Raw genomic sequence first — 13462 nt, forward strand, 5'->3', positions numbered from 1 at the left:
TCCTATCGATCCAACGGCCTCGAGACGTCACCGCCACCGAACCGCCGCCCACCGCGCTACGGGGACACACCGCCGCCCGGGGCGAGCACAACGTAATCGATCGCATTCTTGAACCAATCGTCACGGAGTTGGCGCCTCTCGCCATCGGTGAACATGAAACCCGTCCCTTGGAATAGCGACAAGTCGAACCGACGCCCTTTTCGAGCGTCGACGAGGGCGTCTGTGAAAGACTTCGCGTCACGTTGTCGCCCGGCCGGCGCGCCACCTTCCCGCGCAATGCGCAACTCAACATGGCAGGCCAACAGTACCCAGGCGGCCCACCAAGCCTCCTCGTCGGCGTCGTTCGCCTGCCACGCCTCGCCTATAGCACCGCGGAGCCAGTCACCGGCAGTCCCAAGGACACCAGGGAAGGTCTTCGGAACGCTGACAACCCGGCCCACGGTCGACATCTGAAGCCACACGCGTTGTTGGTTCTCATCTACTTCGCCTGCGGCAGTCTTCTCCAGAAGCCTGAGCGATCCTTGCGCCCAGTCCACATAGCCCCACCCGAACGGGCGGTGCGCCTGAGGTGTGAACAGAAGTTCGAGTAGGTCCGCGCCATCCGCCTCCAGTGCCAGAAGAAACTCGTCGATGGTCACGGATCGGCGCATTAGCGCCATTGTCCAGAGGTCACGATAATGACGGTCGTCCGGACTGAGCGACTGCGCCAGGTGGCGGAGCTGGTCACTGGCCCAACCAACATGCTCCCGATCAATATCCTTCCGCGCTCCGCGGGCGGCAGGAACGCCCCACGAGGCCACCGCGAAGCGAGCGAATGCACGCCGATCCGCGTCGACACTGGCCACCCAATCGGCGACGACGGACTCCAGTTCCCGCAGTAGGATATGGCTCGATTCCTGCATGACGCCCATCGCCTCGAACAGGGCGAGCGATTCGCGAAATTCGCCGCCCGTGTCGTTCTCCGATAAGACGAATGCCGACTCCATGGATGTGGCGAGCAACGTACGAATCAGTGCCGCATTCGTTGGAGTAAAGGTGAGGCATCGCCATATAAACGCGCATCCGTAGTTTACGGCTTTGGCGTCGGTCGCCGGCAACATGCCGAGAAGTTCGTCGAAGAAGCGCTGAGCACCGCGAACGCTGTGGCTATCAATGATCTGCACAGCTAGTTGGGAAACGACATCCCACTCCTGAACCATAATGCGTGGCCCGAGTTCCCGAGCGAGAGCCTCCGGCCCATCCGAACGGCGAGTCAGTTCATATGCCGCGAAGTACTCGAGGAACGTCCGGTGCGTGAATTTGAACAGAGGCTGCCCCGAGGGGTCAAGGCCCGTCTCCGAAAGGACCCACGCCCGCCCGCGGCAGAAATCGACGAATTCCTGCGCTGCCGACTCGCGTTCAGCATCATCGTCGAACGTGGTCTGCAGGAACCTGGCAACCTCAGCCTTGATCTCCGACTCGAGCACCGCCTCAGCACGGTCCTCATTCGTGAATATCCAGAGCGCGAGGTGCTTGATCGCGTTGTCCATCTGACTTGACGTTCGCAATTCTACGCGAATCTGCCGACTGCGATCCCACGTTTCAAAAAGCAGCGTAGCGCAACGTCGGTAGACTTCCGGCCGGTTTCTCGGGAGGTATCCTTGCCCCCTGTAGATGATGCACATCAGTGACAGCATCAGAGGGGTCGCCGCCAAGTCCGCGATAGCTTCAGATTCGGCCGCGAACTCGGCGGCCTTCTTGCGCGCCGCCTCTGTTGGCAGTTCCTCAACATAGGAAAACCACCGAGCGACGTAGTTGTTGACGTCGGAAGAATTGAAGCCCGCCAGTTCCCACACGTCGAATATGCCGGGGTCCAATCGTGCCTGAGCGTACCCAACGCGCCGAGATGTGACCAAAATTCGCGCGTGAGGATATGCCTCAGCGAATAGTTCAACGCGTTCCGCCACATCCCTCCGCCGACTCGGGTCCAGCAGCTCGTCCAGCCCATCGAAGATGACGAGGGCCTGTCCGGACAGAAGCGTGTGCTCTACGGCGCCGTCCGGCGGTTCGCACTGATATAGCGCGGCGCACTGGTCAGTGATGTGCTGAACCACAGAGGAGATAATTGGCGTAGTTTGAGCATACTCTCTCAAGAGAACGACGAAAGGTGTTCGAGCACCCACTTCGCGGGCCAACTCGGAAGCGATATAGTCTGCGGCTGTCGATTTTCCTCCGCCGGGGTCGCCGAGCAGGACGGTTCTATCCAGCCGCTGTGCGAATTCTGCAACATCGATGACAGTGTCGATTTCATCTGACTGTGCGGAGATTCGCGGCGGTACGTACAGTTCTCGAATAGGCACGCGGCGCTTCTGGTCGTAATCCGGGGGCACGATATGTCCATGGCGCGCAACGATCTGGCGGCGGAAGGCTGTCCGCCAACGATGAAGTTCCCCTAGGCGTTCGGCGGAAGCGAAATTCGTCCAGGATGCCCGGTGTCGATGCGCAGAAGCGACGGAACTGCGGATTCGCGACTGTTGGGCTTCCTGCCTGAGCTGGGCGGCGGCGGCCGGGTCTCTTGTCGAGAGTGCGCCGACCGTCTTTCCCACGCCAGTTCGCACACTATCGGCAATATGTGACGAAATCGGCTCGATACGCTCGTTTGGTGTGTCGAGCCATTCGGCAGCCAGCGCGGCCATCAGATTGTCGACAGCGACAGGTCGGTATGACACATCGTCGCACAACTCGACTGCGATCACGTCCTTGAGTGCCGCCTGACATGGGAGACTCCGCATAGCGGCATCCAGATCACGGATGCTCTTGCCCGCCGGGAGGTGCGGCACGATGGACAGGGGCAGCCGTCGTATGGGACTGTCTGCCTCTTGGATTGCGCCTATGAGACGCTTGACGGACGCCTTACTGGTCGCATTTTGTGCGTCGCTATAGCACTGAGCCACAACGCTTGCAACAATTTCTGAAACGATCCCGAGAGCAGTTGTCGCTGCTATCGACTCGACAGCGGCCATCGCCAGCCTCTCCTGAAGGTACCTACGCCGCCGCCATCTGCGCGTCGGCCCCATGGACGCTATCGTCTGTTACGTATCACGCGAACAGGCGCGGTCAGATCTCACCCGCAATCCTGGCCCCCGTCAGGCGATGCGCAGGTGCTCCGCCGGCGGCACCGGGCGGACGGAGGAAGGTGGGGGCGTGAGCCGATCCAGCACCACAGTGTTCGCCGCCGTCGCGGTACTCGCGCTGACCTCATGCGCGAGCGAGTCCGCCCCAACGGACAGCATCAGCACCAACGGCAAGGACCTGGTCGCGGCCAAGATCCTGGAGGTGTGGCCGCTCACAGTCGAGGAAGGCCTGCTGGAGTGCTGGCCGGACCAGTCGGTGACGTTCACCGTGGACGATCGGATCTATGCCGTGAACGGTCGCGCCCGTGGACAGCTCGACGAACACGCCGACTGGGCGGATATCACCGACATCGCGCTGCCGGGCGAGGGGGTCAACGGGAGCACGCTCGACTTGCTCGACTTCGTGTCCTACGCGACGAACTTCTGCTAGGCCGAAGCGCCTAATGGACCGGGGCGCCCCGGGCCGAGGCCACGAACGTCCCACCAGGTTGTCCCGCTCCAGGGCAGCGCATCGGGGCATCAAGGCATCGGGGCAACTTCGACGAGTGCCCGCACCCGCAATGGGATCTCACCTGAGTCGGCAAGGACCTCAAGCAGCTAGCCGACTACCGTGTCCGCCGTGGACACGGGGCCCATGACGATCGAGCTGGTGCACGTGGCGCTTGACTCCTTCGACCGCGCGGGCGTCGCCGTGTGGATTGGTGGCGGGTGGGGCATCGACGCGCTGGTCGGACGCCAGACGCGCGAGCACCGCGACCTCGACCTGATGTACCGGATCGACGACGACCCGCAGATCCGTGAGGTGCTGAGCGCCACCGGGTACGTCGCCGAGACCGACTGGTGGCCGGTGCGCGTCGAGTTCCGCGGCCCGTCCTACGTCGACGTGCACCCGCTGGACTTCGCACCCGACGGCAGCGCCACGCAGGCAGGACTGGACGGAGCCCGCTTCGAGTACCCCGCCTCGGCATTCGTCCACGGCACGATCGACGGCCGGCGCGTCGGCTGCCTGTCCGCCGAGCAGCAACGCCTCTTCCACTCGGGATACGAGCTGCGCGAGATCGACCACGCGGACCTTGCCGCACTCGCCAGTGCCTTGCCCGGACGCTGACGGCCACGCCCGGGCGCGGGACTGGTCTCGGACGGGCCGAGGTTGCGCGCTCGTCCTCGGCCACTGGACGTCGGCAGTGACGTCTCGGCGGGACAGGACGATGCCGGCGTTGGTGACCACCGGCGGCAGGACGAGCATCTCAAGATCGCCGCTCCGTGCGACCTAGCGCCGATTCCGAGGATTCGGACAGGTGCGTGAGACAAACCGGCTCTCGCCCATCTGTCCCTCAGCACGTCGCGCGTGCAGCCGTTGGACAGCTCGCACGAGTTCCTACATTGTCACTTTCGCGCGAAGTTGTCGTCGACGTGGCGCGTCTCGCGGGAAGTTGTCATCCTCCAGGTCACAGCCACGCAGGGAGGATGCAGTGACGACAAGTCCCACTCCGGACCAACTGCGCGCTGCCGTTGCGATGCATCGCATTCGCGAGACGTACGAGTCGCTCGACCGTTGGCGCGAGCGGTCCAAGACAGTGGAGGAGCCTCAACCCGGCAGCGAGCTGCACGGGGACGCCGCTATCTGGCCCGGATATCCCGCACACCAGGTGGCGCGGGTGAGCCTGATCGCAGGGGTCCAACACCTCAACCTCGCGCGAGTGGCGATCGAGCAGCGAGAGGGCTTCCCGATCGCGCATCCCACAGTCATCCGCGGTGCGCTTCTTGGGGCCTCCCGCGGAGTGTGGCTCCTCAGTCCCGATGATCGGCATGAGCGGCAGCAGCACGCCCTGCGCACGATCTACGAAGTGCACCGTCGGATGCGCCAGTACATGGACTCCGGCGCGACCGGCCTTGAGCCGGACGCCGTGGCGCAGGCGCTGTCGGAACTCGACTCGCGGCTGGACGCGATCAAGGCGCTTTGGACTGCGACACCAACCCTCACCGCGAAGGAGAAGCCAGAGGAAGGGAAGATCGTCCGGCTGGCCGCGCTGGCCGTCTTCGCCGACCCGAAGCAGCAGATCGCGCTGCCGGCGCTCTGGATGCAGCTCAGCGGCGACGCTCACGGGCTCAGTTGGCCGATGCTGACCCGCTCGAGCACCTCCGTGCAGTCAGTTGGACGGCTCCCCGACTACCCAGCCCCGATGGCCACCTTCAGCTCTGGCGCCGACCTCTTCGAGATCGCGGAGGGCTTCTCCGCGGCGTTCACGCTACTGCGGCGTGGATGGAGCCTGTTCGACCAGCGCTGCACGGCTCCCTAGACGCAACGCGCCGCAAGTTCGGACAAGAACGTGAGACGCACTCGGCGGTGCGTACCTGTCCGGCCGCAGGTCAAAGGCCCGGCCGGCGGACAACTCCGCTGAGTTCCTACACCCCGTGTGTGGGATCCCGTCTGAGTTGGCCAGATCCCACGTAGTTGGCCACGGCGTGTCCGAATCCCACCGCTTTGGCCACGTTGCCGGGGCCGTCTGGCGTCGAAGGTCAAGTCCCTGGGAGTGGTGTAGCCGTCGGGCGTGATCCTCGGAGGTTCAGGCGGACAGTGCGAGGGGCTGCTCCTGGGGGTCGGGGTCGGTGGTGGTGATGAGGTTCAGGCGGGCGCGGTGCAGGACGTCCAGGGCGAAGTAGCGTCGGCCTTCGGCCCATTCGTCGTGCTGCTCGGCCAGGACCGCGCCGACCAGGCGGGTGATGGAGTCCCGGTCGGGGAAGATCCCCACGACGTCGGTGCGCCGGCGGATCTCCTTGTTCAGCCGCTCCTGAGGGTTGTTCGACCAGATCTGCCGCCAGATCTCCTTGGGGAACGCGGTGAACGCGAGCAGGTCCGCCCGGGCGTCGTCGAGGTGCTCGGCCACGGCCGGCAGGGGCGCGGTGACCTGGTCCAGGAGCTTGTCGAACTGCGCGTTCACGGAGTCGGCGTCGGGCTGGTCATAGACGGAATGGAGCATCGCCTTCACCGCTGGCCACGAGTTCTTCGGGCAGGTGCTCATGAGGTTGGCGGCGTAGTGGGTGCGGCAGCGTTGCCAGGCGGCTCCGGGCAGGTTCGCCGCGATGGCTTCGACCAGGCCGCGGTGAGCATCGGAGGTCACCAGCCGGACCCCGGCAAGTCCGCGGGCGACCAGGTCGGCGAAGAACACGTTCCACGCCTCCTTGGTCTCAGCTGTGGTGACGGTGCAGCCCAGGACCTCGCGGTGCCCGTCACCGTTGACGCCGGTGGCGACCAGCACGACGGCGTTGATGACACGTCCGGCCTCGCGGACCTTCATCGTCAACGCGTCCGCGGCGACGAACGTGAACGGGCCGGCGTCGAGCAACGACCGGGTGCGGAACGCGGCGACCTGCCCGTCGAGGTCGGTGGCCATGCGTGAGACCTGCGACTTCGACAACGACGTGATCCCCAACGACTCGACCAGCTTGTCCATCCGGCGGGTGCTCACCCCGAGCAGGTAGCAGGTCGCCACGACCGAGATCAGGGCGGCCTCGGCGCGCTTCCTGCGCTCGAGGAGCCAGTCGGGGAAGTAGGACCCCGTGCGCAGCTTGGGGATCGCGACGTCGATCGTGCCGAGGCGGGTGTCCAGGTCCCGGTGCCGGTAGCCGTTGCGCTGGTTCGTCCGCGCGGGCGACGGCTGGCCCCACTCGGCGCCGCAGACCGCGTCGGCCTCGGCGGACAACAGCGAGTTGATCACCGTGCCGAGCAGGTGCCTCATCAGGTCCGGGGACGCCTCCGCGAGGGCCTGGCCCAGGACGGCCGAAGGGTCGACAATGCGAGGTGCGGTCATCGTGATGCTCCGTTCGAGAGTGCTGTGAGAGGTTCACTCGAAGGATCACGCGGTGACCGTGCTGTCGTCTACGACGAGCACGGGCCCCGCGCCTACACCACTATCAGGGACGCCGCTGCGTCGAATCAGCGCGGCATCGACCGTTCAGGCGAGGCCCGGCCGCGTCCACCCGCACCTAGCGAGGTCGGGCGGTCGCGAGGTCGGCGCATGGGCGACGATGGTGGAGTGATCGAGTCTGCGCGGGGTCTCCGCAACGTGGGAGTTCAGGCTGCGCTGTTAGCTGCGGTGCTGTTCGGTGCGAGTGCTCCGCTCGCGAAGATCCTCCTCGGCGAGGTCAGCCCGTGGCTGCTGGCCGGTCTGCTGTATGTCGGCGCTGGCGTGGGCATGTGGATCTGGAGGCTCGTGCGACGCGCGCCACAGGTTCGCCTCCCTCGCCACGAGGTTCCGTGGCTCGTCGGTGCGGTGGCCGCCGGCGGCGTCGCCGGCCCCGTGCTTCTGATGTTCGGGCTGTCGTCGATGCCGGCTTCGGGTGCGTCGTTGCTGTTGAACGCCGAGGGCGTCCTGACAGCCGTGATCGCCTGGGTGGTGTTCCGGGAGCCCGCTGACCGGCGGGTGGTCCTCGGGATGCTGGCGATCGTGACTGGTGCTGTCCTGATCGCGGTGCCGACCGGGCAGGCCGACGTGAGCAGCGTCTGGCCTGCGGTGGCGATCATCGGGGCGTGCGCCTGCTGGGCCTTGGACAACAACCTGACCCGCAAGGTCTCGCTGACGGACGCGAGCTGGCTGGCGATGGTGAAGGGTGGCGTCGCGGGCCCGACGAACCTGGTCGTGGCGCTCCTGCTGGGCGCGCAGCTGCCAGCGGTGACGACGACGGCGGCCGCGCTGGCGCTGGGCTTCGTCTCCTACGGGTTGAGCCTCGTGCTGTTCATCGTCGGCCTGCGCCACGTCGGCACCGCACGCGCAGGCGCCTACTTCTCGCTCGCGCCCTTCTTCGGCGCCCTGCTGGCCGTCGCGCTGGGTGACACGGTGACCTGGCAGCTGCTGATCGCCGGTGCGCTGATGGCCGTCGGGACGTGGCTGCACCTGAGCGAGCAGCACGGACACGAGCACACCCACCACGCGGTCACGCATGAGCACTGGCACACCCACGACGACGGGCACCACGACCATCAGCACTCCCCTGGTGAGTTGGTCTCGGCAGGTGTCAGGCACCGCCACGTGCACACTCACGAGCCGGTGACCCACACGCACGAGCACTACCCCGACGCCCACCACCGCCACGACCACTGACCGGCTCCGCTGAGGGATCAGACAACTTCGTGAGACGACGACCGTCCCCGAAGTTGTCCACTCGCAGGTCAGAGGGTCGGCCGCCGGACAAGTCGGCTGAGTTCCTGCACCCGGGCCAGTCGTCTCGCGCCGCGGGCGGTCACGCTCCGGACGCCTGAGCGTCGCGGACCGCCAGGACCGCTGCGGCCACCTCGTGCGCCGAGCGGTTCTCGGTGTCGACCCGCGGGCCGAGCGTCGCCAGGCGGTCGGCGACCTCGAAGTAGCGGGACGCCTGGTCGAGTCGCCAGTTCCGGGCCGCGGGATCGTCCGTGTCGTTCTCGATACGCGTGACCAGCGTCTCGTGCGAGGAGTGCAGCGTCACGTGGACGACGTCATGACCCGCCGCGCGCAGACCGCCGAGGACCTCGTCCGTGAAGTCCGCGCGAAGCAGGGTCATGGGAACGATGAGCGTCGGCGTCCGCCGGGCTGCTCGGTGGGCACCGTGGACCACGCCTCGGCGCCAGGCGGGACGGTCCTGGAAGTCGCCCGGCCGAACGAGACCCACCGTGCGCTGGATCAACCAGCCGAGTCGTTCAGGGTCGTACTGGCGAGCCTGCGAGTCCTGCTGGAGCAGCAGGCGGGTGCACGTCGACTTGCCCACGCCGAAAGGCCCGTTGAGCCACAGGATCATGCCCGGGACCCTAACGAGGCGCAGTCCCCTGGGCGGTCCGTGCTCCGTCCGCGCCAGATGGAAGTCCATGCTCGACCTACCCGGCGCAGGGGCCTGGCGTGCCCGGTCCATGACGGGGCGGACAGCCGGCAGTCGCGTGAGCGGGTGGTCGTGGTGGACGTCGACCGACGTCGACGGGGTGCGGGTAGTCGTCGGACGGGAGGTTGTCGAAGTGAAGAACTGCGCAGCGCGGTCACGGTAGGTCGGGCGTTGCGGTCAGCACCGTCGGCGTCGGGTGCCGGGTAGGTGTCAGTCGTGGGACGAGGCGGACCAGGACGACCATCGCGACGAGCTCGACGAGGGTCTGAGTGACGACGGCGAGTGGCGCGATCGCGAGGGAGGCGGGCAGTGCGAGGGCGAGCGGGAGGACGACCAGGGAGTTGCGGGTCGCGGTGGCGAACATGACCGCGCGAGTGGCGGGGACGTCGAGCCGGGTCAGCCAGCCGGCGAGCAGACCGACGGCGACGGCCAGCACGACGAACGCCACGTAGAGCGGCACGACGCGCACGAGCTCGGTGACCCGGTCGCCGACGGCGGCGATCTGGGATCCGATCACGACGGCGAGGGTGGCCATCATCAGCGGCACCATCGCTCCCGCCATGACGGTCTCGGTCACCTGCCCGGCCCGGTGCCGGCGAGCGAGCGCCTGGACGGCAGCGGCCGCTGCCAGGGGCAGGACGATGAGCACGAGGAACGCCTCGACGAACGGGGCGATGTCGACGACGGCCAGGACATCCCCGCCGGCGAACAGGTACAGGTAGCCGGGCAGCAGCAGGATCTGGGCGACCATGAGCAGGGGCGCGGCCGCGAGCAGGCGGGCCCGCGCTCCGCCGGCGAGGCCGGTGAAGACGATGACGTAGTCGATGCACGGGGTGAGCAGCACGAGCAGCACACCGAGCAGCAGGCCACGGTCGTCGGCGACGAACCGGGACAGCCCGTAGACGATGGCCGGCACGACGACGAAGTTCGCCACGAGGACCGTGGCGAGGAAGCGGACGTCGCGGAAGGCGCGTCCGACCTCGATCAGCGGCACGCCGAGGAACGTGGCGAACAGCAGCAGCGCCAGGACCGGGTTGATCGAGCGCTCGAGCGTGAGCGCGAGGCCGGGGGCGGCCAGGCCGAGGACGGCGCCGGCAGCGATCGCCGCCACGTACAGCGGGATCTGCTTCTCGTCCCACCACTGCACGGCACGGCCCATCGCCAGCGTCCTCCGACGGTCCCAGGTGTTCATGCACCCACGAGAGCGGGGCGCGCTCACAGCATGCCTGAGTCCGGTCGCGGCGCCGGCGGACAGCGGCCGATGCGGCACTTGACCTTCGATCCAGGTCGAAGGTTTACGGTCACCGCATGACCTACCGCATCGCTGCAGCAGCCGAGCTGGTCGGGGTGCCGGCGACGACGCTGCGCTACTACGAGGACATCGGTCTGGTCGAGCGGCCGGCGCGCGGCGCGAACGGGTACCGGACCTACGACGATGCCGACCTGGCGCGGCTGCGCTTCATCACGGCGACGAAGAACCTGGGCATCCCGCTGACCGACGTCGCGGAGCTGGTGAAGGCCTACGACGTCGAGGACTGCTCGACGGTCGCCCACCAGGTCGTGGAGATGGTCGCCCAGCGCCTGGCGCAGACTCAGGCGCGGATCGGGGAGCTCGTGGCGCTGGCGGCGCGGCTGCAGACGGTCTCTGCTCGCCTGGCCGACGCTCCCGCGGCCGGCCCGTGCGGTGACGGGTGCCCGTGCGCGACCGCCGCACCGGCGCCCCTGGCCGACCGGCGCACGCTCGTGCCGCTCACGCGGGGGCCGGCCGCCGCGCCGGACGAGCCGATGATCGCCTGCTCGTTGGACGCCGCGTCGGTCCCGGAGCGGATCTCGGACTGGCAAGCGCTCGTCGCCCGGGCCACGTCGCGGGAGGCCGTCGTTGGTGGCATCGCGCTGACGTTCCTGTCGTCGCCGGCTCTCGTCGCGGAGATCGCCCGGCTGGCCGCGGCGGAACAGGACTGCTGCACCTTCTTCACCTTCACCGTCCAGATGACCACTGGCCGGGTCCGCCTCGAGGTTCAGACGCCGCCCGACGCCGCAGACGTCGCCGCCGCCATGTTCGGCACCGTCCCCTAGTCGCCCTGGATCCACAACGACCGGCCACCCGTCCTGGGTTCTGGCCGCGATGCCCCTTGCCCGAGCCCGAGAAGGAGAGCCATGAGCACCCCGCCCCTGCACGACCACGACACCGCCACCCCGAAGAGCTCGATGATGACGAAGAAGGGCGCGCTGGCCGGGATCGGCGTGGTCCTGGCCTGTGCGATCGCCTGCTCGCTGCCACTGATCGCCGCCGGCGGGCTCGTCGCGAGCCTCGGCGCCTTCCTCGCCGGCGGCGAGGCCGTCGCGCTCGGGGTCGTGCTCCTCGTCGGCGCCGTGATCGGCGTCGGGCTGTGGCTGCGTCGGCGGCGCTCCGCGGCCGCCAGCGCCTGCGGCACCGGCTGCGGCTGCGGTGGTGACTGCGGATGACCGGCACCGTCACGCGCGACGAGCTCGTCCAGCTCCTCGAGGACGACGCCGCGGTCCTCGTCGAGGCGCTGCCCGCAGCTCACTACGACCGCGAGCACCTGCCCAGCGCGATGAACGTGCCCGGTGAGCTCACACCCGCCGAGGCATCGCGCATCGCCCCGGACCCGCGACGGACCGTCGTCGTCTACTGCTCCGGGCCCGGCTGCGGGCGCTCGAAGGTCACCGCCGCCGCGCTCCAGCGCCTGGGCTACAGCGACGTCCGGGTCTACACCGGCGGCAAGGCCGACTGGCTGGCCGCCGGCCTTCCACTCGAGCGCACCGCCGCGGCCAGCTGACCGGACCCGCGGGGGACTCGGTCCGTCACGCTGCAGCGATCCTGGGGCCTGTCCGCCGCGCTCCGGAGATCTACGAGGGTTCGGACAGGAACATGAGAATCCGGCCGTCTCGCGTTCGTGTCACCGAGCAGGTCACGGTGTCGAGCACCGGGCAGATCGGGTGAGTTCCTACAGCCCGATGGTCAGTACCGCTCACGCGACCTGGTGACGGCGGGCGCCTCGCGGGCGAGCAGTCTGATGGCCGCGTCGGCGAGGACCGCGCGGCGGGCAGGGTTGGTCCGCGGCATGGCGCAGTTGGCAACACTCGTCGTACAACGAGCGCAGGAGTATTGACGGAATGGCCACAGCCGCCCAGAGGAGCTCGACATGGAACAGACGGCGATCGTCGTCGGAGCGGGCGCGGGCCTGGCCTCAGCGATCTCCCTCGCCCGGACCGGGTGGAAGGTCACGGTGCTGGAACGCTCGCCCGAGCTCGCCGAGGTCGGGGCGGGCTTCGCCATGTCGCGCAACGCGGTCGCGGCGTTCCGTGGGCTCGGTTTCGACGACGACAGCGTCGCCGCGCTCGGCCACCAGACGTGGGCCGGTGGCACCTGGGACCTCCACGGCCGCCCGATCCTCCCCCTGCCGGACACACCCGTCGTGCGGGAGGCGGTCGCGCTGATCGGGGTGCACCGCCGACGGCTGCACGCCACGCTGCACCGACAGGCCGTCGACTGCGGCGTGGACATCGTCACAGGTGCGGCCGTCACCTCGGTCGAGCCCGGGGAGCCGGACGGCGCTCCGGCCGTCGTCGCCGACCGCGAGGCCGACCTCGTCGTCGGTGCCGACGGCATGAACAGCGCCGTGCGCGCGGCACTGTTCCCGGCCAGCCGCCCCCTCTACAGCGGATACTCGAGCTGGCGCGCGATCACGCCTGGCACCTTCGGGGACGATGCGCCAGTACTGGGGGCCCCATGCCGAGTTCGGCATCCTGCGCGTCGCCGACGACCAGACGTACTGGTACGGGTACGCGGCCATGCCGGAGCGCACCGTTCTGGATGACGAGCTCGGCGCGGCCCGCGAACGGTTCGCCGGGTGGGCCGCGCCGGTGCACGAGGTGCTCGCTGCCACGGCGCCTGACGTGGTGATGCGGCACGACGTCCACCAGCTGCCGGGTGGGCTGCGGCGCTACACCACCGGTCGGGTCGTGATGATCGGGGACGCTGCCCACGGCACTCTTCCGACGATGGGGCAAGGCGCAGCCACCGCACTGGAGGACGGCCCCTGTGTTGGTCTGCTCGTGGGCGCACCGGTCGCGGCGGGCGGACGCCTCGCTCCCGCCCTCGACGGCTTCGACGCCGCCCGTCGGCCGCGATGCCGCGCTCTGGCTCGCTCATCAGTCGCGTCCGGCCGCTTCGGGTCGCACCCGGGGGGAGGTTGGCAGCAGAGCGTCCGGAACAGTCTCATGCGCCTCACCCCGACCAGCGCAGTCCTGCGTGGCTCTCACGCCGCGATGGGCTGGACCCCGCCCCAGCCGGCATCACCGACCTACTGAGTCCGGCTCACCCGCGTCGCAGAGTTCGAGGACCTGGACCAGCCGGGCGAGTCGGCCCCGCCCGCGGCAAACATGACGCCCGAGCCGGAACGCGGTTCCAGAAACCGACGGCACCGCCTCCGCGATCGTCCACCGAGGACTCGGACAGCCAGGTGAGACAAGGC

13 protein-coding genes are annotated in these 13462 nt (G+C 68.2%); 9 read left to right on the top strand and 4 right to left on the bottom strand.

Annotation, left to right across the window (positions count from 1 at the left end):
- Positions 1 to 56 precede the first annotated feature (56 nt).
- On the bottom strand, positions 57 to 3002 hold the full coding sequence (locus CBP52_RS12180; RefSeq protein ID WP_157732598.1) for an NACHT domain-containing NTPase: 2946 nt from the start codon (positions 3000 to 3002) through the stop codon (positions 57 to 59).
- 181 nt (positions 3003 to 3183) lie between these two features.
- On the opposite strand from CBP52_RS12180, the gene CBP52_RS12185 reads away from it, so the two are divergent.
- From CBP52_RS12185 to CBP52_RS12195, 3 genes are all read left to right on the top strand, one after another.
- Entirely contained in the window at positions 3184 to 3543 is a 360-nt protein-coding gene (locus CBP52_RS12185) for a DUF2511 domain-containing protein (protein ID WP_157732599.1), read from the top strand.
- 189 nt (positions 3544 to 3732) lie between these two features.
- Positions 3733 to 4221 carry a nucleotidyltransferase domain-containing protein gene (locus CBP52_RS12190; protein ID WP_232514468.1) on the top strand — a complete coding sequence of 163 codons (489 nt, stop codon included), beginning with the start codon at positions 3733 to 3735 and terminating at the stop codon, positions 4219 to 4221.
- A gap of 550 nt (positions 4222 to 4771) precedes the next feature.
- Positions 4772 to 5413: a hypothetical protein gene (locus tag CBP52_RS12195; protein WP_157732600.1), complete on the top strand. Its 642-nt coding sequence runs from the start codon at positions 4772 to 4774 to the stop codon at positions 5411 to 5413.
- Between the two features lie 267 nt (positions 5414 to 5680).
- Here CBP52_RS12195 and CBP52_RS12200 read toward each other — a convergent pair whose 3' ends face one another.
- Complete coding sequence (locus CBP52_RS12200; protein WP_094181174.1) at positions 5681 to 6925, bottom strand: IS256 family transposase; 1245 nt, start codon at positions 6923 to 6925, stop codon at positions 5681 to 5683.
- Positions 6926 to 7132: 207 nt separating this feature from the next.
- Between CBP52_RS12200 and CBP52_RS12205 the strand changes: the two genes are divergently transcribed.
- The gene (locus CBP52_RS12205) at positions 7133 to 8215 is read left to right on the top strand and encodes a DMT family transporter (RefSeq protein ID WP_094181175.1); all 1083 of its coding nucleotides are present in this window, start codon (positions 7133 to 7135) and stop codon (positions 8213 to 8215) included.
- Positions 8216 to 8354: 139 nt separating this feature from the next.
- On the opposite strand, the gene CBP52_RS12210 is transcribed toward CBP52_RS12205, so the two are convergent.
- A complete protein-coding gene (locus CBP52_RS12210) occupies positions 8355 to 8954 on the bottom strand; it encodes an AAA family ATPase (RefSeq protein ID WP_232514469.1) in 600 nt (199 codons plus the stop codon).
- Between the two features lie 163 nt (positions 8955 to 9117).
- Positions 9118 to 10122: a bile acid:sodium symporter gene (locus CBP52_RS12215; protein ID WP_094181177.1), complete on the bottom strand. Its 1005-nt coding sequence runs from the start codon at positions 10120 to 10122 to the stop codon at positions 9118 to 9120.
- 149 nt (positions 10123 to 10271) lie between these two features.
- Here CBP52_RS12215 and CBP52_RS12220 point away from each other — a divergent pair, with 149 nt between their 5' ends.
- The 5 genes from CBP52_RS12220 to CBP52_RS17965 all read left to right on the top strand — a co-directional run bounded on the left by CBP52_RS12220 (position 10272) and on the right by CBP52_RS17965 (position 13298).
- Positions 10272 to 11039 carry a MerR family transcriptional regulator gene (locus CBP52_RS12220; protein WP_094181178.1) on the top strand — a complete coding sequence of 256 codons (768 nt, stop codon included), beginning with the start codon at positions 10272 to 10274 and terminating at the stop codon, positions 11037 to 11039.
- A gap of 81 nt (positions 11040 to 11120) precedes the next feature.
- Positions 11121 to 11429 carry a hypothetical protein gene (locus tag CBP52_RS12225; RefSeq protein ID WP_094181179.1) on the top strand — a complete coding sequence of 103 codons (309 nt, stop codon included), beginning with the start codon at positions 11121 to 11123 and terminating at the stop codon, positions 11427 to 11429.
- Positions 11426 to 11764 carry a rhodanese-like domain-containing protein gene (locus CBP52_RS12230; protein ID WP_094181180.1) on the top strand — a complete coding sequence of 113 codons (339 nt, stop codon included), beginning with the start codon at positions 11426 to 11428 and terminating at the stop codon, positions 11762 to 11764. Before CBP52_RS12225 ends, CBP52_RS12230 begins: the two co-directional genes overlap by 4 nt.
- Before the next feature lie 366 nt (positions 11765 to 12130).
- Positions 12131 to 12805 (top strand): NAD(P)/FAD-dependent oxidoreductase, encoded by a 675-nt coding sequence (locus CBP52_RS17960; protein WP_198303445.1) that lies wholly within the window; start codon positions 12131 to 12133, stop codon positions 12803 to 12805.
- Complete coding sequence (locus tag CBP52_RS17965; protein WP_094181182.1) at positions 12696 to 13298, top strand: FAD-dependent monooxygenase; 603 nt, start codon at positions 12696 to 12698, stop codon at positions 13296 to 13298. Before CBP52_RS17960 ends, CBP52_RS17965 begins: the two co-directional genes overlap by 110 nt.
- Positions 13299 to 13462 lie beyond the last annotated feature (164 nt).

The organism is Cellulomonas sp. PSBB021 (assembly GCF_002240455.1).
In the GTDB taxonomy this organism is placed as follows: Bacteria; Actinomycetota; Actinomycetes; order Actinomycetales; family Cellulomonadaceae; genus Cellulomonas; species Cellulomonas uda.